Below are 20,071 nucleotides of genomic sequence, written 5' to 3' on the forward strand. Positions count from 1 at the left end.
AAGCGGGGCAATGCCCCGCTCTGCAAGTGCTGTGTTCGATGTTCCGCCCGACGTGTAGAGCCCGGCACTGCCGGGCATTGCCCGGCTTGCGCCGCAGTCTGTCAGTCGCGCAGTTCCATCACATGGCAGGGCAGCTCCAGTTGCTCCAGCACCGCCTCGGTCACGGCGCGGGTGCCGACGGCGCGCGCGCGGTCGGAGGTCAGGTCGGCGGTAAGGACGCCGGCGTCGAGTGCCTGCGACACCGCCAGCTCCACGCACTGCGCCTCGCCCTCCAGCTCCAGCGCGTGGCGCAGCAGCATCGCCGCGCTGAGGATCGCGGCATAGGGATTGGCGATGCCCTTGCCGGCAATGTCCGGCGCGCTGCCGTGGATCGGTTCGAAGATGCCGCCGCGACCCTCACCCAGCGAGGCGCTGGGCAGCAGGCCCAGCGACCCGGCCAGCATCGCGGCTTCGTCGGTGAGGATGTCGCCGAACATGTTCTCGGTGACGATCACGTCGAACGAGCGCGGCCGCGCCAGCAGGTGCATCGCCATCGAATCGACCAGCTGGTGCTCCAGCTGCACGTCGGGAAACTCCTCGCCCACGATGCGCGTCGTGACGTCGCGCCACAACCGCGAGGTTTCCAGCACGTTGGCCTTGTCCACCGAGGTCAGCCTGCCGCTGCGCGCGCGTGCCAGCGCGGCGGCATGGCGCACCACCCGTTCGATCTCGGCGACGCTGTAGCGGCACAGATCGGACGCATCGCCGTCGCCGCGGGTCTTGTCGCCGAAGTAGATGCCGCCGGTCAGTTCGCGCACCACGATCAGGTCCACGCCCTGCAGCAGGTGGGGCTTGATCGGCGAGGCGCCCAGCGTGGCCGCGTGCGGCTTGACCGGGCGCAGGTTGGCGAACAGGCCCAACGCCTTGCGGATCGCCAGCAGCCCTTGTTCCGGGCGCACCCTGGTGCTCGGGTCGGACCACTTCGGGCCGCCGACCGCGCCCAGCAGGATCGCGTCGGCGGAGCGCGCCGCGGCCAGCGTTTCCGCAGGCAGCGCGCTGCCGGTGGCGTCGATGGCGGCGCCGCCGATCAGGTGTTCGCGGAAGTGGAAGTCGTGGCCGTATCGCGAGGCCACCGCGCGCAGCACGTCCACGGCGGCGGCGGTGACTTCGGGGCCGATGCCGTCACCCGGCAGTACGACGATGTTGGCGTGCATGTGTGCGGTTCCTTGGGGGGAGTAGGGTCAGGCGGGGATCGCCACGGGTTGCGTGGCCTGCGTGCGCAGCACGCGATTGGCGACGTCGAGCCAGGCGATCGCACTGGCTTCCAGCACGTCGCGGCTGGTGCCCTGGCCGCTGAGCGTCTCGCCGTCGATGCGCGTGCTCAGGTTGGCTTCGCCGCGGGCGTCGCGGCCGATGCCCATGCTGTGCACTTCGTAGCTCTCCAGTGCGAAATCGACGCCCGTGGCCTGCGCCAGCGCGGCGAACAGCGCGGCGATGGGGCCGTCGCCATGGGCGTCCTGGCGTACCTGGCTGCCGTCGGGATCGGACAGTTCCACCCGCGCGCGGGTGTGCTGGCCTTCGTCGGTCAGGTGCATCGCGGCGATGCGCCAACCGGGGCCGAAGCGTTCGCCTTCGACCAGCTGCAGCAGGTCGGCATCGCCGATCACGTGCTGGGTCTGGGTCAGCGCCTTGGCATCGGCGATGACGCGATCCAGCTGCGCATCGTCCAGCACGTGGCCCAGCGCGCGCAGGCGGTCGGCCACCGCCGCGCGCCCGCTGTGGCGGCCGAGCACCAGCTGCGAATCCGGCCAGCCCACGTCCTGTGGGCGCATGATCTCGTAGGTGTCGCGGTTCTTCAGCATGCCGTGCTGGTGGATGCCGGACTCGTGCGCGAACGCGTTCAGACCGACGATGGCCTTGTTGCGCTGCACCTGGATGCCGGTGATGCGCGACAGCAGGCGCGAGGTGTCCAGCAGCTTGGGGGTGTCGATGCGGGTGTCCGCGGCGTACCAGCCGCGGCGCACCTTCATTGCCATCACCAGTTCTTCCAGCGCGGCATTGCCGGCGCGTTCGCCGATGCCGTTGATGGTGCATTCCACCTGCCGCGCGCCGCCCTCGATGGCGGCCAGCGAGTTGGCCACGGCCAGGCCCAGGTCGTTGTGGCAGTGCGCGCTGAACACCACGGCGTCGGCGCCCTTGACGTTGCTGCGCAGGAAGCGGAACAGCTCGCGGATTTCCTCCGGCGTGGCGTAGCCCACGGTGTCCGGCACGTTGACGGTGCGCGCGCCGGCGGCGATCGCCGCTTCGAACACCTCGACCAGGAACTCGCGCTCGGTGCGGAAGGCGTCCTCGGCGGAGAACTCCACGTCGTCCACGTGCCGACGCGCCAGCTCGACGCCCATCACCGCGCGTTCGATCACCTGCTGCTTCGACATCGACAGCTTGTGCTCGCGGTGCAGCGGGCTGGTGGAAATGAACACGTGGATGCGCGGGTTGGCGGCATCGTGCAGCGACCGTGCGCAGGCTTCGATGTCGCCGGCATGGCAGCGCGCCAGCCCGGCGATGGCGGCGCCGCGAACTTCGCGGGCGATGGCCTGCACCGCGCCGAAGTCGGCCGGCGAGCTGTTGGGGAAGCCGGCTTCGATCACGTCCACGCCAAGCTCGGCCAAGGCGTGCGCGAAGGCGATCTTCTGCGCGCTGCTCATGGTGAAGCCGGGCGACTGTTCGCCGTCGCGCAGGGTGGTGTCGAAGATGACGACACGATCGGGGGGTGCGTGTTCCGCGGCGGCGGCGTTGGCGCTTGCGTTCATGCGTAGCTGGTCTCGTGTGCGGGTGTTGTGCGCGCGGCGCGCGGCACTGGAATGGCGATGGACGGGAGCGGGCCGGCAGCACGCGGGGGCGTGGAGGCTGCCGGCGGCGTAAGTCGCTCCTGCCTGCGTTGCCGCGGTTTGCGCGGCGGGCGCGGACGCACGTCCTGCAGCAGCCCCGCCAGCACCGATGCATCGAGATTGCCGCCTGAGACCACCGCGCACTTGCGCCTGGCGGCGACGCGCTTGCCCGCGGCCAGCGCCAGCGCGCCCGCGCCCTCGGCGATCAGGTGTTCCTCCAGTGCCAGCCGCACCAGCGTCTCGCGCAGCTCGGCCTCGCGCACGATGACCACGTCGTCCAGCAGCTCCGCCAGCACGCGGCGGGTCAGCGCGCCCGGGATCTTCACCTTCACCCCGTCGGCGAGCGTTGCCACCGGTTCGATGATCCGGTCGTCGCCGCGCAGCGCGCGCGCCATCGCATCGACGCCTTCCACCTGCGCGCCGATCACCCGCACGCCCTGCGCCTTCAGCGCCAGCGCCACGCCCGAGGCCAGCCCGCCGCCGCCGATCGGCACGATCACAACGTCAGGGGAAAGCGCGCTGGCGATTTCCAGCCCCACCGTTCCCTGGCCGGCGATCACGTCGGGATCGTCGAACGCGGACAGCAAGCGGTAGCCGTGTTGCGCAGCCAGTTCGGCAGCGAACGCCTTTGCTTCGTCGTAGCTGTCGCCGTGCAGGCGCACTGTGGCGCCCCAGTGGGAGACGCCGGCGATCTTGGTGGCCGGCGCGCTCTTCGGCATCACCGTGATCGCCTGCATGCCCAGCCGGTAGGCGGCCCAGGCCAGGCCCTGCGCGTGGTTGCCGGCGGAGGCGGCGATGGTGGGACGCAGATCGCCGCGTTCGCGCGCCGCCAGCAGCGCGTTCATCGCGCCGCGCACCTTGTACGAGCCGGTGCGCTGCAGGTTCTCGAGTTTCAACCAGCAGCCGGAGCGCTCGGCGTAGTGCAGCGGCGTCGGCCCGAGGTAGCGGCGCAGCCGCGCCTGCGCGGCCAGCACGTCGCTGGCGGTCACGGCGGCGGCGCTGGTTACGTCGGAGTCCATCAGGTCGCCGCCGGTCGAGAGGGGCGGGTGGCGCCGCGGGCATCCGTCGCGCGCGCACGCGGCAGCGCCGGCCCCTGCGCGTTCACCGGCACGGCTGCACTTCCACGGCCAGGCAGTCGTACAGTTTTGCCAGCTGCTGCTGCAGGCCTTCCGGCTCGCGCGCGCCTTCGACGGTCATGCGCAGGTGCCAGCGATCGCCGTCGTCCTGGGTTTCGCCATCGACGCTGACGGGCTGGAAGCCTCGGCGCTCGGCGGTGCCCAGCACGCGGGCCAGCGCGCCTTCGGCACGGCGCAGGGTGAGATCAAGCTGGTAGCGCATGGGGCGTCTCCGTGACGGTTCGGGCGGGCGCGACGACCGCGTCGTCGACGGCGGGATCGAGCATCTGCCCGTTGTTGCGGTTGGGCGGCACCAGCGGCCAGACGTTGGCGGCGGTGTCGATGGCCACGTGCAGCAAGGCCGGGCCGTCGGCATCCAGCAGCGCCTGCAGCGCGGCATCGACGCCGTCGGCGCGGTCCACGTGCAGGGCGGTGATGCCGAAGGCGGCGGCGACCGCGGCGAAGTCCGGGTTGTCGGACAGGTCGATCTCGGAATAGCGCTGCTCGAAGAACAGTTCCTGCCACTGCCGGACCATGCCCAGCGCCTGGTTGTCCAGCAGCACGATCTTCACCGGCGAGCGGTAGCGCCGCAGCGTCGCCAGCTCCTGGATGTTCATCATGATCGAGCCGTCGCCGCTCACGCAGACCACCCGCGTCTCGGGCTTGGCTTCCTGCGCGCCCAGCGCTGCCGGCAGGCCGAAACCCATCGCGCCGAGGCCGCCGGAGGTCAGGTGCTTGCGCGGATGGTCCATCCGCCAGTGCTGCGCCACCCACATCTGGTGTTGGCCGACGTCGCAGGCGACCGTCGCATCCGGCGCCAGCTCCGACAGCCGCTTCAGCAGCGCCGGCGCATACACGCCGCTGCCCGGCGCGTCGTAGCGCGCGGCGAACTGCTGTGCGCGCTGTTTGCACTGCGCACGCCAGGCCTTGCGCGCCGCGCCGTGGCGGCCATGCAGGTGGGCAGCGCAGGCGAGGGTCAACCGGGTCAGGGTGGTGGCGATGTCGCCGCGCACGCCGGCATCGGCATGACGCAGCTTGCCGATTTCGCAGGCGTCGATGTCCATGTGGACGACGCGCGCGTGCGGCGCGAACTCGGCCAGCTTGCCGGTGGCGCGGTCGTCGAAGCGTGCGCCAACCACGATCAGCAGATCGGCCTCCTGCACGGCCAGGTTGGCGGCGCGGCTGCCGTGCATGCCCAGCATGCCGAGGTTGAGCGGGTGCTGCGTGGGCAGTGCCCCGAGGCCCTTCAGGGTCAGCACGGCCGGGATCTGGGTTGCATCGACGAAGGTGCGGAACGCCTGCACGGCATCGCCCAGCGCAATCCCGCCGCCGGCGTACAGCACCGGCCGCTGCGCTTGCGCGATCAGCGCCAGCGCGGCGTGCAGCGAGGCGTCGGTTGGCGCTTCCGGTGCATCGGTGCCCGACGACACATGCGCCGGCAGGTGCGCGGCGTCGGCGACCTGCACGTCCTTCGGCAGGTCGATCAGCACCGGGCCGGGGCGACCGCTGCGCGCCAGCCGGAACGCTTCGCCCACCATCGTCGGCAGGTCCTCGACGCGGCGGGCGATGAAGCTGTGCTTCACCATCGGCATCGTCATCCCGAACACGTCCAGCTCCTGGAACGCATCGGTGCCCATCAGCTGGGTGGGCACCTGTCCGGTGATGACCACCATCGGCACCGAGTCCAGCATCGCGTCGGCAATCCCGGTGACCAGGTTGGACGCGCCGGGGCCGGAGGTGGCCACGCATACGCCCACGCGCCCGCTGGCCCGCGCGTACCCGTTCGCCGCGAACGCCGCGCCCTGCTCGTGGCGGGGCAGCACGTGGCGCAACTGCGGGGTGTCGTGCAGGGCGTCGTAGAACGGCATGATCGCGCCGCCCGGATAGCCGAACAGCGTGTCCACGCCTTCGGCCACCAGCGCGCGGGCCAGCCAGCGGGCGCCGTTCATCACGCGGCCTCGGCTTGCTTGGCGGCCGGCTGCGGCGGGTTGGCCAGCCACTGCATGTTGGCCCGCAGCTTCCTGCCGGTGGCCTCGATCGGATGCTCCAGGTCGGCCTGCTTCAGCGCCTTGTAGTTGGCATTGCCGGCGGCGTATTCGGCGATCCACTGGCGGGCGAAGGTGCCGTCCTGGATTTCCGCCAGCACCTTCTTCATCTGTGCGCGGGTATTGGCGTCCACCACGTAATCGCCGCGGGTCAGCGCGCCGTACTGCGCGGTCTCGCTGATGAACTCGTGCATGCGGGTGATGCCGCCTTCGTAGAACAGGTCGACGATCAGCTTCAGTTCGTGCAGGCATTCGTAGTAGGCGACCTCGGGCTGGTAGCCGGCTTCGACCAGCGTTTCCCAACCCGCCTGCACCAGCCGCGTGGCGCCGCCGCACAGCACCGCCTGCTCGCCGAACAGGTCGGTTTCGGTTTCCTCCTTGAAGGTGGTCTTGATCGCGTTCTGGCGCGCGCCGCCGATGCCGGCGCAGTAGGTCATCGCCAGTTGCTCCGCTTGGCCGCTGCGGTCCTGGTGCACCGCGTACACCGACGGCACGCCGCGGCCGATCTCGTATTCGCGGCGCACCAGTGCGCCCGGACCCTTGGGTGCGACCAGCACCACGTCGAGGTCGTCGCGCGGCGCGATCTGGCTGTAGTGGACGTTGAAGCCGTGGGCGAACAGCAGGCAGGCGCCCGGGTCCATGTTCGGCTCGATGACTTCGCCATAGAGCTGCGGCTGCACCATGTCGGGGGTGAGCACGGCGACGATCTGCGCGCCCTTCACCGCCTCGGCGGGGGTCTTGACGGTGAAGCCGTCGGCCTTCGCCTTGAATTCGGTCGGGCCGCCGGGGCGCAGGCCGATGGTCACGTCGAAGCCGGAGTCGCGCAGGTTGAGCGCATGCGCGCGGCCCTGGCTGCCGTAGCCGACGATGGCGATGCGGGGTTTGCTGCTGGTCATTGCGGTGGTTCCTGTTGGGAAGGTTTTGCGCGGGCCAAAACGAAAAACCCCGCACCTTGCGATGCGGGGTTCTGCGATTCGGGCGTTGGTTTGCTGCTTTTCTTACACGCCGGATCGTCCCGCACCTGTGGGCGAGGTAATAAGTACGAGGACGAGGAGGGACGCCGCCTTCGAGGCGGTCATCGGGGTCGGCGGTGGTATGTGGCGCTGCAACATGTTTTCAGATAAACATGCTTTCGACGCTGCTGTCAACCGTCGTGCACATGCCGTTTTCGCATGAGCGAAAGTTGCAGCCGAAACCGCGCAAATGCAGCAGGATCAAGGCCTGCAGCGATGCCCGCACCCCGCCACGGATCCCCCACGATGCCCGACTATCGTTCCAGGACTTCCACCCACGGTCGCAACATGGCCGGCGCCCGCGCGCTATGGCGCGCCACCGGCATGGTCGATGCCGACTTCCACAAGCCGATCATCGCGATCGCCAATTCCTTCACCCAGTTCGTGCCGGGCCACGTGCACCTGAAGGATCTCGGCCAACTGGTCGCGCGCGAAGTCGAGCTCGCCGGCGGCGTCGCCAAGGAGTTCAACACGATTGCAGTCGACGACGGCATCGCGATGGGACACGACGGCATGCTGTATTCGCTGCCCTCGCGCGAGGTCATCGCCGATTCGGTGGAATACATGGTCAACGCGCACTGCGCCGACGCGCTGGTGTGCATCTCCAACTGCGACAAGATCACCCCCGGCATGCTGATGGCCGCGCTGCGCTTGAACATCCCCACGGTGTTCGTGTCCGGCGGGCCGATGGAAGCCGGCAAGACCGCGCTGGCCGACCGCAAGCTGGACCTGGTGGACGCGATGGTGATGGCCGCCGATGCGGCGGTGAGCGACGAGCAGGTCGCCGCGGTGGAGCGCAACGCCTGCCCGACCTGCGGTTCGTGCAGCGGCATGTTCACCGCCAATTCGATGAACTGCCTGACCGAAGCGCTGGGCCTGTCGCTGCCCGGCAACGGCACCACGCTGGCCACCCACGCCGATCGCGAAGCACTGTTCAAGCGCGCCGGCCGCCTCATCGTCGAACTCTGCCATCGCTGGTACGGCGGCGAGGATGCCAGCGCGCTGCCGCGCGGGATCGCGACGTTCGAGGCGTTCGAGAACGCGATGGCGCTGGACGTCGCGATGGGCGGCTCCACCAACACCATCCTGCACCTGCTCGCCGCGGCGCAGGAAGCGGAGGTCGCCTTCGATCTGCGCGACATCGACCGGCTCTCGCGGCGCATTCCGCAGCTGTGCAAGGTGGCGCCGAACTCACCGAAGTACCACGTCGAAGACGTGCATCGCGCCGGCGGGATCATGGCGATCCTCGGCGAACTGGGCCGCGGCGGGCTGCTGCATGTCGACGTGCCGACCGTGCATGCGAAAACGCTGGGCGAGGCGATCGCGCAATGGGACATCGCCACGGTCGATGACGAGGCGGTGCGCACGTTCTATCGCGCCGGCCCGGCCGGCATCCCGACCCAGGTCGCCTTCAGCCAGGCCACCCGCTGGCCGACGCTGGATGCGGAGCGCAGCGAAGGCTGCATCCGCGACGTGGCGCATGCGTATTCGCAGGAAGGTGGCCTCGCCGTGCTGTACGGCAACCTCGCGGCCGATGGCTGCGTGGTGAAGACCGCCGGCGTGGACGAGTCCATCCACGTGTTCGAGGGCCGCGCGCGCGTCTATGAGAGCCAGGACGCGGCGGTGGCCGCCATCCTCGGTGACGAGGTGCAGGCCGGCGACGTGGTGGTGATCCGCTACGAGGGCCCGAAGGGCGGGCCGGGCATGCAGGAAATGCTGTACCCGACCAGCTACCTCAAATCGAAAGGCCTCGGAAAAGCCTGCGCGCTGCTCACCGACGGGCGTTTCTCCGGCGGCACCTCGGGCCTTTCGATCGGCCACGTCTCGCCGGAAGCGGCGGCGGGCGGGGTGATCGCGCTGGTGCAAGATGGCGACCGCATCCGCATCGATATTCCCGCCCGCGGCATCGAACTGCTTGTTGCGGACGAGGAGCTCGCCGGCCGCCGCGCCGCGCAGGCCGCGCAGGGCTGGAAACCCGCGCTGCCGCGGGCGCGCAAGGTCAGCGTGGCGCTGAAGGCCTACGCCCTGCTGGCGACCAGCGCCGACAAGGGCGCGGTGCGCGACAGGACGCTGCTGGAAGGCGTCTGACGCGCGGCGTCAGAGCACCTGCGGCGGCTGCCCGCCGACGATCACCACGTCGGCCGGGCGGCGCGCGAACAGGCCCACGGCGACCACGCCGGGGATCTGGTTGAGTTCGCGCTCCATCGCCACCGGATCGACGATGGACAGGTTGTGCACGTCGAGGATGACGTTGCCGTTGTCGGTGGTGACGCCGTCGCGCCACACCGGCTGGCCGCCGGTCAGGCGCACGATCTCGCGGGCGACCAGGCTGCGCGCCATCGGGATCACTTCCACCGGCAGCGGGAACCGGCCCAGCACATCCACGCGCTTGCTGGGATCGACGATGCAGACGAATTTCGCGCTGGCCTCGGCGATGATCTTCTCGCGGGTCAGCGCGGCGCCGCCGCCCTTGATGAGGTGCTTGCGCGGGTCGCATTCGTCGGCGCCGTCGACGTACAGCGACAAGGGCCCCGCGGCGTTGAGGTCGATCACCTCGATGCCGTGCGCCTTCAGCCGCGCGGTGCTCTGTTCGGAGCTCGACACCGTGCCCTTGATGCGGTCTTTCCACGCCGCCAGCGCGTCGATGAAATAAGCGACGGTGGAGCCGGTGCCGACGCCGACGATCATGCCGTCCTCGACGTATTCGATGGCTTTTTCGGCGGCGAGCTTCTTGGCTTCGGACATGGCGGTTCCTGCGGAAAGAGGGGTATGCGGTGGGCGCGGGGGATGGCGCTATTCGAGGGAAAGCAGCAGCTTCCACTGCGCGGCGGTCACCGGGAACACCGACAGCCGGCTGCCCTTGGCGGTCAGCGCGAAGCCTTCGCCAAGTTCGTCGGTGTGCTGCTTGATTTCCTCCAGCGGGATCAGCCGCTTGAGCTTGCGCTCGAAGGCGACATCGACCAGGAACCAGCGCGGCGTTTCCGGGGTGGCCTTGGGGTCGTGGTAGTGCGACTTGGGATCGAACTGGGTGCTGTCCGGATAGGCGGCGCTGGCGACGGTGGCGAGGCCGGCGATGCCCGGCACCTTGCAGTTGCTGTGGTAGAGCATCACCCCGTCACCCACCCGCATGCCGTCACGCATGAAGTTGCGCGCCTGGTAGTTGCGCACGCCGTTCCACGGTTCGGTGCCGACCCGCTCGAGATCGTCGATGGAGAACGCATCGGGCTCCGACTTCATCATCCAGTAGCGCTTGCGCGTGCTCATGCGGGCTCCTGTCCGGCAGGGTGGGCGAGCAGGGTGTCGTCTTCGCAGCAGACCGCATCCAGGCGCACGTCCCAGGCCTCGCGCGGCAGCGCGTCCACGCGCTGTGCCGCGAACGCCGCGCCAACCAGCCACGGCGGGGCAGGGCGGTCGTGGCGGAAGGCCAGGCTGCGGTCGTACCAGCCGCCGCCCATGCCCAGCCGGTGGCAGTCGGCATCGAAACCGACCAGCGGCATGACCAGCACCGCCATGTCCTGCGCGCGCAGCGCGCCGGCAGGGGTGACATCCGGTTCGGGGATGCCGTAGCGGTTGGTGACCAGCGCATCGCCCGCGCGCCAGGGCGCGAAACGCAGGCTGCCGTCCTCGTGCAGCAGCGGCAGGCAGTAGATCAGCGACGCCGGCAGGCGCAGTTGCAGCGCGTGCAGGCCGATCTCGCCATCCATCGCCCAATAGCCGGCGAGGTAGCCGGCAGCGGGCAGGAACGGCAGGCCGAGTACGCGCTCCGCCAGTGACTCCGCGGCGGCGATGCGCTGCTGTGGGGAGAGGCTGCGGCGACGTTCGCGCAGTGTCTTGCGCAGTGCGGCGCGGTCGATGGGCGGGCTCACGCGGGGACGGCCGGCTGCGGAAGGGAGACGTGGGGAAAATGTCTCCGCTGTGGCGATGCATGCGAAACGACCTTGAACCCGGGGTTCAAGTGGGAACGCTCGGCGGCCATCGGGCTTCCCGCTCGGGGCGGACTTGCACTCCCGGTTACCGTTGCGCCCCCGTGGTCGTCATTAAGGGACAAGGCGAATGTTGCGCACGCCGTCGCTCACAGCAGAGGACGCGGCCAGTATAGCGGTTCGGCGTGGCGATGAAGCGGTTCGCGGCGGCGCGGCGCGGCTGGTTCAGTTTTGCGCCAGCAGCGCGTCCAGCTTGCGGTTGGCCTCGTCGATCAGGCCCAGCGCATCGCCGCCGGACGCGGCGGGCGTGGCCTTGCTCGCGTGCTGCTGCAGCTCGTGGGCGAGGTTCAGCGCGGTCAGCACCGCCAGCCGTTCAGGCGCGACCATCCGGTTGCCGCCGCGCAGCTCGCGCATGCGCGCATCCAGCATGCGCGCGGCCGAGGCCAGCCCGGCGCGTTCGTCGTCGCTGACGCCGACGGTGTATTCGCGGTCGAGGATGCGGACGCTGACCGGCTCGTTCATGTGTGCTGCTCCAGCGACTTCAGCCGCCCGATCATCGCTTCCACCCGGCTGCGCGCCTGCTCCTGCTTGGACAGCAGCTGGGCGCGTTCGCCCGCCATCTGTTCCACCTGCTGGCGCAGGCTGCGGTTTTCCTCCTGCAGGCGCTGCATGCGGGCGCCGATCAGGTCGATCCGCGCCAGCAGTTTGTGCAGTTCGGCTTGCGGGTCGCGTTCGCTCATTCGCGCACCTTAGGCAGGCGCCGTGCCGGGGTCAAGCCGCGTGCCGGCGCGCGCCTGCGCGCGCAGCAGGAAGTCCAGGCAGGCGTCTTCGGGCAGCGGGCGGGAAATCCAGTAGCCCTGCGCGATATCGCATGCGCTCTGTTCCAGGAACGCCAGCTGGCCTTCGGTTTCCACGCCTTCCGCCACCACCTGCAGGCCCAGCGTGCGGGCCATCGCGATGATGGTGGCGGTGATGGTGGCATCCTCGTGGTCGTCGGGCGTCGCCAGTCCGTCGATGAACGCCTTGTCGATCTTCAGGGTGTTGATCGGCAGGCGGTGCAGGTAGGCCAGCGAAGAGTAGCCGGTGCCGAAGTCGTCCACCGCGATGGACACGCCGAGGCGTCGGAAGGCGTGCAGGCGCTCGCTGGCGACCTCGGCATTGCCCATCAACACGCTTTCGGTGAGTTCCAGCTCCAGCGCGGAGGCGGCCAGGCCGCTGTCGCGCAGGGCCGCTTCGACCGCGCCCGGCAGGTCGCTGCGCAACAGCTGCAACGCGGAAACGTTGACCGATACCTTCAGCCGCCGGTCGACCCCGGCACGCTGCCAGGCCGCCAGCGTGCGGCAGGCTTCGTGCAGCACCCATTCGCCGATCTGCACGATGGTGCCGCTCTCCTCCGCCAGCGGAATGAACTCGTCGGGCGTGACGTTGCCGTATTCGGGACTGTTCCAGCGCAGCAGCGCCTCGACCGCGCCGAAGCGGCCATCGGCCAGCAGCAACTCCGGCTGGTAGACCAGCGACAATTCGCCGCGTTCGATCGCCCTGCGCAAGGCGCCGATCAGGTTGGCGCGGCGGCGGATGTCGCCGTCCATCGCGTCCGCGTAGCGCAGGAACGCGCGCTTGCCGATGCCCTTGGCCTTGTACATGGCGGTATCGGCGTGTTTCAGCAGGTCGGTGGGCACCTGCGCGTGGTCGGGAAACAGGCTGATCCCGATCGACGGCGAGATGGTGAACTCGTAGCGGTCGTCGAGCCGCAGCGGCGCGTCGAACGCGGTGATGATGCGCTGCGCGCAGTGGTCGGCCTCGGAAGGATGGGCGAGGCTCTCCAGCACCACCGCGAATTCGTCGCCGCTGATGCGGGCGACGGTGCGCTCCGCGCCCGCCACTTCCTGCAGGCGCTGGGCGGCGGCGCGCAGCACCCGGTCGCCGGTGGCATGGCCCAGCGAATCGTTGACGTCCTTGAAGTTGTCCAGATCGAGGAACAGCAGCGCCAGCCGATTGCCCTGGCGCCGCGCCTGCACGATCGCGCGCGACAGGCGTTCGGCCAGCAGGATGCGATTGGGCAGGTTGGTCAGCGGGTCGTAGTTGGCCAGGTAGCGCAGTTCCTGCTCGATCCGGCGGCGCTCGCTGATGTCGCTCGCCACCAGCACGTACAGCTGTCGCTGGGTGATGGGCTCATGCAGCGGGCTGCACTGCATCGCGCACAGGAAATCGCTGCCGTCCTTGCGCCGCTGCCACATCTCGCCGTTCCAGCCATCCTGCGTGCGGATGGTGCGACGCGCGTCCTGGTAGAACGCCGGTTCGTGGCGGTCACCGTCGAGCAGGCTGGTGTCGCGGCCCAGCACTTCCGCTTCCTCGTAACCGGTCATGCGGCTGAAAGCGGGGTTGACCGCAACGAAACGGAAGTCGGCATCCAGCACCGCCACCGACTCGGCCATGCAGCGCATCACCTCGGCGGCGACCTGGCGCTGGTTCTCCATCTCGCGCAGCGAATCGATATTGCGCGCGGTGCCGGCGATGCGCGAGGCCCGGCCATCGGCGGCGTGGGCGACCGCGCGGCCGCGCACTCGCATCCATTGCCAGCGTCCGTCCTCGCCCAGCATCCGGTGTTCCGACAGGAACACCGGCGCTTCCCCGCGCAGGTAGGCACGCAGCTGGCGCAGCACGCCCTTGCGGTCGTCGTCGTGAAATTTCGGGCTGCGCTCGATGCTGGCCTGCATGGCCAGGCGGTGGTCGCCGTCCGGGGTGACGCGGGTGACCTCCAATTCGCGGCTGCGCAGGTCGTACTGCCAGAACACCTCGTTCGAGGCCCACAGCGACAGCCGCCACTGCTGCGCGCGCTCCTCCTGTTCGCGCTGGTGGGCGCGCTGTTCGCGTTCGCGGCGGCGGTGGCTGGCCAGCGCCAGCCATGCCAACAGCAGCACCAGCAGCGCCAGCAACAACGCCAACGACGCGCCCGCCGGCAAGCCCGGGTCGCCGCCCGCGACCGCAGGCAACGGCAACAGCAGCGCGCCGCGGACAAGGCCTGATTTTGCCGAAACGACGCGGTCCCCCATCGGCGAAGTGTAGGCATGCCCGTGCAGCGGCAACAAGCGGCGTGCGGTTGCTAAACTGCCGGAATCCCCCGAATTCGAGAATCCCGCGTGAGCGAAACCGAGTTGCCGGTCTGGGCCGAAGTGGCAGCCGCAGCCGACCGCCTTGAGCTGGCCAGCAGTCCGGCTGAACTGCACGGCGCCCTGTGCGGCTGGCTGTCGGCCGGTGGCGCGGATGCCGCGGGCTGGCTCGCGCTGGTGATGGCCGATCCGGCCCTGCCGGCGCCGCAGCCGGGCGATGCGCTGGACCGCTTGCGTGGCACCAGCGCGGCGCAGCTGGGTGATCCGGAATTCGGGTTCCAGCTGCTGCTGCCCGAGGACGGCAAGCCGATCGACCGCGCCGCGGCGCTGTTCGCCTGGTGCCGCGCCTTCCTTGGCGGGTTCGGGCTGGCCCTGGACGGCAAGCCGATGTCGGAAGAGGGGCAGGAAGCGCTGCGCGACCTCGCCAACCTCGGCGCTGCACAGATCGACGAGGCCGACGACGGCAGCGACGAGGAGGCGCTGGCCGAGATCGAGGAATACCTGCGCATGGCGGTATTGCTGCTGCATGCGGACTGCGCGCTGGGGATGCAGCACCGCCAGCGCCTGCACTGACCACCCATGCAGCCGCTGACCGCCCACTGGCGCAAGGCGCTGGCGCGCCGCCGCCGGCAGCTGATGCAGGCGGCCGGCGATGGCGCGATCCTGGTGCTGCCGGCCGCGCCGGAGCGCATCCGCAGCCGTGATACCCACTATCCCTACCGGCAGGATTCCGACTTCTGGTACCTGACCGGCTGCGACGAGCCTGACGCGGTGCTGGTGCTGGTGCCCGGCCGCAAACACGGCGAGGCGATCCTGTTCTGCCGCGAGCGCGATCCCGAGCGCGAAGGCTGGGACGGCCCGCGGTTGGGCCCGGATGGTGCGGTGGACGTGCTGGGAATGGACGACGCCTATCCGGTGTCGGACATCGACGAGATCCTGCCGGGCCTGCTGGAAGGCCGACGCCGCGTGCACTACCACCTTGGCCGCGATGCCGACTTCGACCTCAAGCTGATCGGCTGGATCAACCGCGTGCGCGCGCAGGCCCGGCAGGGCGCGCAGCCGCCGCAGGAATTCCTCGAGCTCGGCCACCTGCTGGACGAGATGCGGCTGTTCAAGTCCGCCGACGAAATCGCGCTGATGCAGCGCGCCGCCGACATCAGCGTGGAAGCGCACCGCGCGGCGATGCGCGCCGCCCGCGCCGGCATCCACGAATACGAACTGCAGGCGGAGCTGGAGTGCGTGTTCCGCCGGCACGGCGCGCAGCCCGCCTACGCCAGCATTGTCGGTGCCGGTGCCAACGGTTGCGTGCTGCACTACCGCGCCAACACTGCGAAGGCGCGTGCCGGCGAGCTGGTGCTGGTGGATGCCGGCGCCGAATACCGCGGCTACGCGGCCGACATCACCCGCAGCTTCCCGGTGGACGGGCGCTTCAACCGCCAGCAGCGCGCGCTGCACGATCTGGTCTGCCGCGCGCAGGCCGCGGCGCTGGCGCAGGCGCGCCCCGGCGTGCCCTACGAGGCGGGGCACGACGCCGCGGTGGCAACGCTGGCGGAAGGTCTGCTGTCGCTGGGATTGCTGCAGGGCAGCCTGGAGGCAGTGCTGGCCAACGGCGACTACAAGCGCTTTTACCGCCACAAGACCGGGCACTGGCTGGGTCTGGACGTGCACGATGTCGGCGAATACCGCCTGGATGGCGCCTCGCGGCTGCTGGAGCCGGGGATGGTGTTCACCATCGAACCGGGGCTCTACATCCCGCCGGACGATGCGGCCGTGGCGCCGAAGTGGCGCGGCATCGGCATCCGCATCGAGGACGATGTGCTGATCACCCGCGACGGCCACCGCGTGCTGACCGGCGCGCTGGAGCGCAGCGCGGACGAGGTGGAAGCGTTGATGGCGAAGTAGTTTCGTGGCAGCGCCGAACTGTCCGTGGTGAAACTTCAGCCTTGCGCAAACGCCTCGCGGGTCAGGTTGATCGGCTCGCCGTCGGTGCAGACCACGTCATCCTCGATGCGGATGCCGCCATAGGGTTTGAACATTTCCACCCGCTGCCAGTCCACCGCATCGCCCAGGCCCTTCTGCTTCAGCTCGTCCAGCAGCATGTCGATGAAGTAGATGCCGGGCTCGATGGTCACCACCATGCCCGGTTCCAGGGTGCGGGTCAGGCGCAGGTAGGGATGGCCTTCCGGCTTGGCGATGCTGCCGCCGGCGTCGGAGGCGGCGAAGCCGGCCACGTCGTGCACCTGCAGGCCGATGCCGTGGCCGATGCCGTGCGGGAAGAACGCGCTGCTCACGCCGCTGGCGAGGGCGTCTTCCGGGGTGGTGCGGAGCACGCCGAACTCGCGCAGCACGCCGGCCAGGCGCAGGTGGGCATCGAGATGGATGCGCGCGTAGTTGGTGCCGGCGCGAACCTGGTCGCACAGCGCCAGCTGCGCGGCGTCGACGGCGCGGATCATCGCCGCGAACTCGTCGTCGGCCGCGGAATAGGTGCGGGTGATGTCGCTGGCGTAGCCGCCGAAGCTGGCGCCGGCATCGATCAGGAAGCTGCGCACCGGGGTCGGCGGCAGGCGGTCGCGATGCGTGTAGTGCAGCACCGCGCCATGTTCATTGAGCGCGACGATGTTGCCGTAGGGCAGGTCGTTGGCGTCCTGTCCGGCGATCTGGCAGTAGGCAAGGTGGATGCCGAATTCGCTGCTGCCGGCGCGGAACGCGCGTTCGGCGGCGCGGTGCGCGCGGGCCCCTATCCGGCTGGCGCGGCGCATCATCTCGATCTCGTAGGGCGTCTTGAACGCGCGGTGGTATTCCAGGTACTGCAGCACCGGTTCCGGGTTGTTCGGCACGTAGCTGCCCAGCGCGCTTTGCGCCTCGCCGAGGATCGCGCAGCGGAACACGCTCGGCAGCAATCGCGTGACTTCGTCGGCGTTGCGGATCACCTCGATGTCGAAGTGTTCCACCCAATAGCCGCTGGGCATCTCCGGCACCACGTGCCAATAATCGTGCGGCTGCAGGAACACCAGCTTCGGCCGCTGTCCCGGCGTGATCAGCAGCCAGCTGCCCGGCGCCTGCGTCAACGGCAGCCAGGCCTTGAACTGCGGGTTCACCGCATAGGGGTAATCGCGGTCGTCGAAGGCCTGGTAGTGCAGCGTGCCGCTGGGGATGAGCAGATGGTCGAAGCCGCCCCGGCGCAGCGCCTCGGCGGCGCGTGCCTGCAGGGTGGCGAGGTGCTGCGGATACAGGGACGAAAGGAGTGCGTTCGACATGGCGGATGCGCGGCGGTGGGGGGTTGCCCCGATTGTCGCGCATCCGCGCACGCTTCGCAGGCTCAGTCCTCCGCCTGCGCCGCCCATGCGCGCAGGCGGACGGTGGCGTCCGGCGACAGCCCGAGGAAACGCAGGCCGATCCACGACTGCCCCGGCGCACCGGCCTTGTCCTGCCAGAGGACATGCGCGCCGACTTCGATGGGTTGCGCCGCGCCGACCCCGTCGGGCAGGTTGAAGCGGAGCTGGAACAGCGCGTCGTCCGGCAGGCTGCGGTTGGCCATCATCAGCATGCCGCCCACCGAGAGATTGCCGAGGTGGCCGACCGGCTCTTCGAGGATGGTGTCGATGACTTCCACCCGGCCCGGTACCGCCCTGCGTGGCTGGCGGCGGCGCGGATCATGGCTCATGGCCGGCTCCCTTGCTAAGCGCGTCTGCGCCCGGCGCGATCCGCTGCAGGGTGCTCAGGGTGGCGTCCCAGGCCGCGGTGGCGGGCGCCGCATGCCGTTCCAGCAGGCGCAGCCGGCCGGCCGCCAGCTTGCGGGCCAGGCTGTCGAGGTTGTCATTGCCGGCCCGCAGCCCGCGCCGGTTGACCAGCAGCGCCTGGTCGGTGTGTTCGCTGATCCAGGCCAGCCGGCGCCGCTGCGGGCCGTCCTGGCCTTCGTCGTCGATCTCCACCCACACCGGCAGCGATAGCGACCGCAGGCGCGCGTAGGCGGCTTGCTCTTCCGGGGTTCGCGGAGTGGAGGGCGCAATGGTGTCCGCGCCGGCACTGTCCTCTCCCAGGCGACCGCGCGCGCGCAGCTGTACCAGCAGTTCGGTGCGGGAGGCCTGGTCGTTGTCGCTGCCCTGGCCGTTGGCCAGCTGCGTAGCGATCGTGGTGGCGTCGTCGGGGTGGTAGCCGACCTGTTCCAGGGCAGCGCGGATCTGCTCCACGAACGTCGTGTCGCCGGGCGGCGCGGCCGCCCCGGCGCCGGCGCCGGCGTCGACGATGCGCGCGGTGATATCGAGCAGCTGCCGCCAGGCATCCGATTGCTCGCCGCTGCGCAGGTGGGTCAGCGACAGGACGTCGGTCCAGGTCTTTTCCAGCAGCGTCGCGTGGAAGCGCGGCAGGCTGCGGCCGTCGAGCAGGCGGGTGATTTCCTGGTTGGCGCGCTGTCGCGCCACTTCCAGCTTCTCGCGCCCGCGCGCGGCTTCCACCTGCCGGCGTTCGGCCATCTCCGCCTTGCGATCCAGCGCCTGCAATCCCGATTGCAGGGTGCGGTTGGCCTCGGCGAACGCTTCGCTGGTGCCGCCGGCATCCTGCTGCACATGCGAGGCCGCACGCTGCAGCAGACCCAGCCACTGCGCGTCGAGGTCGTCGTCCGCCAGCCACTGCGCGCCGGCCAGCGAAATGGCGTCGACCAGCTGGCGGGCGGGGTGGGCGGCGTCGGTGAAGAACCCCTGGTCACGCAGTGCCAGCTGGGTCAGCGGCAGCCGCAGCCGGTTCAGCATCGCTTCGCCGGGGCTGGTCTTGCGCAGCTCGCGCTGCAGCTGGCCCATGAACAGGCCCAGCAGGTCGAAGGCGTCGTTGTCGACATCGGACAGCGCGACGCCGTGGCCATGCGCTTGCCGTGCCTGCGCCAGCAGGATGCGGCGGTAGTCGGCCAGCGTGTCCGCCTTCTCGGTGCTGGCGCGCATGCGCTGCAGGGTGGCCAGCAGTTCGTCGTTGGGCAACGCGTCCAGCGTGCGCTCGTCGCGCTTGCCGGGGCGCAGCTTGCTGAGCAGCCCACGCCGCTGCTGCAGCAGCGACTGCAGCGCGGCGAAGCCGGCGGCGAAGGTAGTCGGTGCGGCGTCCTCGGGCGTGGACCATCCACCCGGCTGGGGGCCGCCGGGCGCTGCATGGCCGGCCTCGGCGCTGGCCGCATCGTAGGCGGCGCTTGTCGATCCGGCGCGCACCCGCATCGGCACGAAGCTCAGGAACGGCAGGATGCCATCGTCGACCAGGCGCTGGTTGAATCCATCAAGCAGGTCCGGATAGGCATCCATCAACGCTTTTTCGAACTGCTGGAACAACTGCATGCGCGCGTAGCGCGAGAGCTTGAGCTGATCGGCGGACTGCGCCAGTGCGGCGCACAGGGCGCGCGGTGCCAGCGGCAGGGTTTCGCCGTCGAACGCCGGCGCGGCGGCCAGCACGCCGAAGCGTTGGCCCAGCAGCTGCAGCCCCAGGCTGTTGCGCGCCTCGATCCGGCTGGCCATGGTGTCGAGCACGAATTCGTCGCTGATCCCGTCCTCTTCCAGCAGGCTCAGGGTCAGGATCGGCGGCGCACCCGCGTCGTGGCTGTCGTCGCCGTAGTCGCGACGCACGTCCTGCAGGCTGGCCAGCGAGGCCTCGACGCTGGCAAGAAAGCCGCGGACAAGGAAGGCAGCGCCGCCGCCGAGGCTGCGCATGGAAGCCAGCTTCGCCTGCTCCAGCGCGGGATCGCTGCCGGCGGTGGTGCGCGCCAGCGCAAGCTCGGTTTCGTGCAGGACCCGCGGCAGCAGCTGGGCGAACACCGGGCGCAGCTCCGCCAGCAGGTGTTCCAGCGCCTGACGGGTACGTCGCGGCAGGCGGGCGCTGGCCAGCGAGGGCGGCGCATTGCTTGTGGGTGCGGTCGAGGACACGGCGCGTCGGCGCCCCCCTTGGCGCTTTGGCAATCGGGCCATGGTATGCGGCAACCGTCGCCGCCTCAATCACGCGGGCCAAAGCGCGCGCGGCCGGCCGT

At 70.0% G+C, this 20,071-nt stretch carries 18 protein-coding genes and 1 other RNA gene; 3 read left to right on the forward strand and 16 right to left on the reverse strand.

Going from position 1 to position 20,071, the window contains the following annotated elements:
* Positions 1-101: 101 nt before the first annotated feature.
* The 6 genes from leuB to ilvC all read right to left on the reverse strand — a co-directional run bounded on the left by leuB (position 102) and on the right by ilvC (position 6,923).
* On the reverse strand, positions 102-1,193 hold the full coding sequence (leuB, locus tag E5S66_RS03110) for a 3-isopropylmalate dehydrogenase (protein ID WP_138347395.1): 1,092 nt from the start codon (positions 1,191-1,193) through the stop codon (positions 102-104).
* Positions 1,194-1,220: 27 nt separating this feature from the next.
* A complete protein-coding gene (locus E5S66_RS03115) occupies positions 1,221-2,789 on the reverse strand; it encodes a 2-isopropylmalate synthase (protein WP_138347397.1) in 1,569 nt (522 codons plus the stop codon).
* Positions 2,786-3,886, reverse strand: a complete 1,101-nt coding sequence (locus E5S66_RS03120; RefSeq protein WP_138347399.1) for a threonine dehydratase — start codon at positions 3,884-3,886, stop codon at positions 2,786-2,788. The genes E5S66_RS03115 and E5S66_RS03120 overlap by 4 nt, the downstream gene beginning before the upstream one ends.
* An 82-nt stretch (positions 3,887-3,968) precedes the next feature.
* Complete coding sequence (locus E5S66_RS03125; protein ID WP_138347401.1) at positions 3,969-4,205, reverse strand: ACT domain-containing protein; 237 nt, start codon at positions 4,203-4,205, stop codon at positions 3,969-3,971.
* On the reverse strand, positions 4,189-5,931 hold the full coding sequence (gene ilvG / locus E5S66_RS03130; RefSeq protein ID WP_138347403.1) for an acetolactate synthase 2 catalytic subunit: 1,743 nt from the start codon (positions 5,929-5,931) through the stop codon (positions 4,189-4,191). The genes E5S66_RS03125 and ilvG overlap by 17 nt, the downstream gene beginning before the upstream one ends.
* On the reverse strand, positions 5,931-6,923 hold the full coding sequence (ilvC, locus tag E5S66_RS03135; RefSeq protein ID WP_138347405.1) for a ketol-acid reductoisomerase: 993 nt from the start codon (positions 6,921-6,923) through the stop codon (positions 5,931-5,933). The genes ilvG and ilvC overlap by 1 nt, the downstream gene beginning before the upstream one ends.
* 363 nt (positions 6,924-7,286) lie before the next feature.
* Here ilvC and ilvD point away from each other — a divergent pair, with 363 nt between their 5' ends.
* Positions 7,287-9,128 carry a dihydroxy-acid dehydratase gene (gene ilvD / locus E5S66_RS03140; protein WP_138347407.1) on the forward strand — a complete coding sequence of 614 codons (1,842 nt, stop codon included), beginning with the start codon at positions 7,287-7,289 and terminating at the stop codon, positions 9,126-9,128.
* Positions 9,129-9,137: 9 nt separating this feature from the next.
* Here the strand turns inward: ilvD and rpiA are convergent, their stop codons facing one another.
* The 7 genes from rpiA to E5S66_RS03175 form a co-directional block, all read right to left on the reverse strand.
* Positions 9,138-9,785 (reverse strand): ribose-5-phosphate isomerase RpiA, encoded by a 648-nt coding sequence (gene rpiA, locus E5S66_RS03145; protein WP_138347409.1) that lies wholly within the window; start codon positions 9,783-9,785, stop codon positions 9,138-9,140.
* A 48-nt stretch (positions 9,786-9,833) separates the two neighbouring features.
* On the reverse strand, positions 9,834-10,304 hold the full coding sequence (locus tag E5S66_RS03150; protein ID WP_138347411.1) for an EVE domain-containing protein: 471 nt from the start codon (positions 10,302-10,304) through the stop codon (positions 9,834-9,836).
* Entirely contained in the window at positions 10,301-10,906 is a 606-nt protein-coding gene (locus tag E5S66_RS03155; protein WP_138347413.1) for a 5-formyltetrahydrofolate cyclo-ligase, read from the reverse strand. Before E5S66_RS03155 ends, E5S66_RS03150 begins: the two co-directional genes overlap by 4 nt.
* 37 nt (positions 10,907-10,943) lie before the next feature.
* A non-coding RNA gene (ssrS, locus tag E5S66_RS03160) (6S RNA) lies at positions 10,944-11,127 on the reverse strand.
* Positions 11,128-11,188: 61 nt separating this feature from the next.
* A complete protein-coding gene (locus E5S66_RS03165) occupies positions 11,189-11,485 on the reverse strand; it encodes a cell division protein ZapA (RefSeq protein ID WP_138347415.1) in 297 nt (98 codons plus the stop codon).
* On the reverse strand, positions 11,482-11,703 hold the full coding sequence (locus E5S66_RS03170; protein ID WP_028839798.1) for a TIGR02449 family protein: 222 nt from the start codon (positions 11,701-11,703) through the stop codon (positions 11,482-11,484). Before E5S66_RS03170 ends, E5S66_RS03165 begins: the two co-directional genes overlap by 4 nt.
* A 9-nt stretch (positions 11,704-11,712) precedes the next feature.
* Positions 11,713-14,016 (reverse strand): putative bifunctional diguanylate cyclase/phosphodiesterase, encoded by a 2,304-nt coding sequence (locus E5S66_RS03175; protein WP_138347417.1) that lies wholly within the window; start codon positions 14,014-14,016, stop codon positions 11,713-11,715.
* Positions 14,017-14,103: 87 nt separating this feature from the next.
* On the opposite strand from E5S66_RS03175, the gene E5S66_RS03180 reads away from it, so the two are divergent.
* Positions 14,104-14,646, forward strand: coding sequence for a UPF0149 family protein (locus E5S66_RS03180; RefSeq protein ID WP_051247127.1), 543 nt, complete (start codon positions 14,104-14,106; stop codon positions 14,644-14,646).
* A 6-nt stretch (positions 14,647-14,652) separates the two neighbouring features.
* Positions 14,653-15,975: an aminopeptidase P N-terminal domain-containing protein gene (locus E5S66_RS03185; protein ID WP_138347419.1), complete on the forward strand. Its 1,323-nt coding sequence runs from the start codon at positions 14,653-14,655 to the stop codon at positions 15,973-15,975.
* 35 nt (positions 15,976-16,010) lie between these two features.
* Here E5S66_RS03185 and pepQ read toward each other — a convergent pair whose 3' ends face one another.
* The 3 genes from pepQ to E5S66_RS03200 form a co-directional block, all read right to left on the reverse strand.
* A complete protein-coding gene (gene pepQ / locus E5S66_RS03190) occupies positions 16,011-17,330 on the reverse strand; it encodes a Xaa-Pro dipeptidase (protein WP_138347421.1) in 1,320 nt (439 codons plus the stop codon).
* Positions 17,331-17,392: 62 nt separating this feature from the next.
* Positions 17,393-17,737 (reverse strand): PilZ domain-containing protein, encoded by a 345-nt coding sequence (locus E5S66_RS03195; protein WP_138347423.1) that lies wholly within the window; start codon positions 17,735-17,737, stop codon positions 17,393-17,395.
* On the reverse strand, positions 17,727-19,970 hold the full coding sequence (locus tag E5S66_RS03200; protein WP_171033456.1) for a DUF1631 family protein: 2,244 nt from the start codon (positions 19,968-19,970) through the stop codon (positions 17,727-17,729). The genes E5S66_RS03195 and E5S66_RS03200 overlap by 11 nt, the downstream gene beginning before the upstream one ends.
* Positions 19,971-20,071 lie beyond the last annotated feature (101 nt).

It is taken from the genome of Thermomonas fusca, assembly GCF_005862345.1.
GTDB classification, from domain to species: domain Bacteria; phylum Pseudomonadota; class Gammaproteobacteria; order Xanthomonadales; family Xanthomonadaceae; genus Thermomonas; species Thermomonas fusca.

Excerpts from the sequence above, each read along its gene's own strand:
- E5S66_RS03170 (WP_028839798.1), bottom strand. The coding sequence starts at position 11,703 with ATGAGCGAACGCGACCCGCAAGCCGAACTGCACAAACTGCTGGCGCGG.
- E5S66_RS03120 (WP_138347399.1), bottom strand. The coding sequence starts at position 3,886 with ATGGACTCCGACGTAACCAGCGCCGCCGCCGTGACCGCCAGCGACGTG.
- E5S66_RS03185 (WP_138347419.1), top strand. The coding sequence starts at position 14,653 with ATGCAGCCGCTGACCGCCCACTGGCGCAAGGCGCTGGCGCGCCGCCGC.
- E5S66_RS03175 (WP_138347417.1), bottom strand. The coding sequence starts at position 14,016 with ATGGGGGACCGCGTCGTTTCGGCAAAATCAGGCCTTGTCCGCGGCGCG.
- ilvC (WP_138347405.1), bottom strand. The coding sequence starts at position 6,923 with ATGACCAGCAGCAAACCCCGCATCGCCATCGTCGGCTACGGCAGCCAG.
- E5S66_RS03125 (WP_138347401.1), bottom strand. The coding sequence starts at position 4,205 with ATGCGCTACCAGCTTGATCTCACCCTGCGCCGTGCCGAAGGCGCGCTG.
- ilvD (WP_138347407.1), top strand. The coding sequence starts at position 7,287 with ATGCCCGACTATCGTTCCAGGACTTCCACCCACGGTCGCAACATGGCC.
- leuB (WP_138347395.1), bottom strand. The coding sequence starts at position 1,193 with ATGCACGCCAACATCGTCGTACTGCCGGGTGACGGCATCGGCCCCGAA.
- pepQ (WP_138347421.1), bottom strand. The coding sequence starts at position 17,330 with ATGTCGAACGCACTCCTTTCGTCCCTGTATCCGCAGCACCTCGCCACC.
- rpiA (WP_138347409.1), bottom strand. The coding sequence starts at position 9,785 with ATGTCCGAAGCCAAGAAGCTCGCCGCCGAAAAAGCCATCGAATACGTC.
- ilvG (WP_138347403.1), bottom strand. The coding sequence starts at position 5,931 with ATGAACGGCGCCCGCTGGCTGGCCCGCGCGCTGGTGGCCGAAGGCGTG.
- E5S66_RS03195 (WP_138347423.1), bottom strand. The coding sequence starts at position 17,737 with ATGAGCCATGATCCGCGCCGCCGCCAGCCACGCAGGGCGGTACCGGGC.
- E5S66_RS03115 (WP_138347397.1), bottom strand. The coding sequence starts at position 2,789 with ATGAACGCAAGCGCCAACGCCGCCGCCGCGGAACACGCACCCCCCGAT.
- E5S66_RS03150 (WP_138347411.1), bottom strand. The coding sequence starts at position 10,304 with ATGAGCACGCGCAAGCGCTACTGGATGATGAAGTCGGAGCCCGATGCG.
- E5S66_RS03165 (WP_138347415.1), bottom strand. The coding sequence starts at position 11,485 with ATGAACGAGCCGGTCAGCGTCCGCATCCTCGACCGCGAATACACCGTC.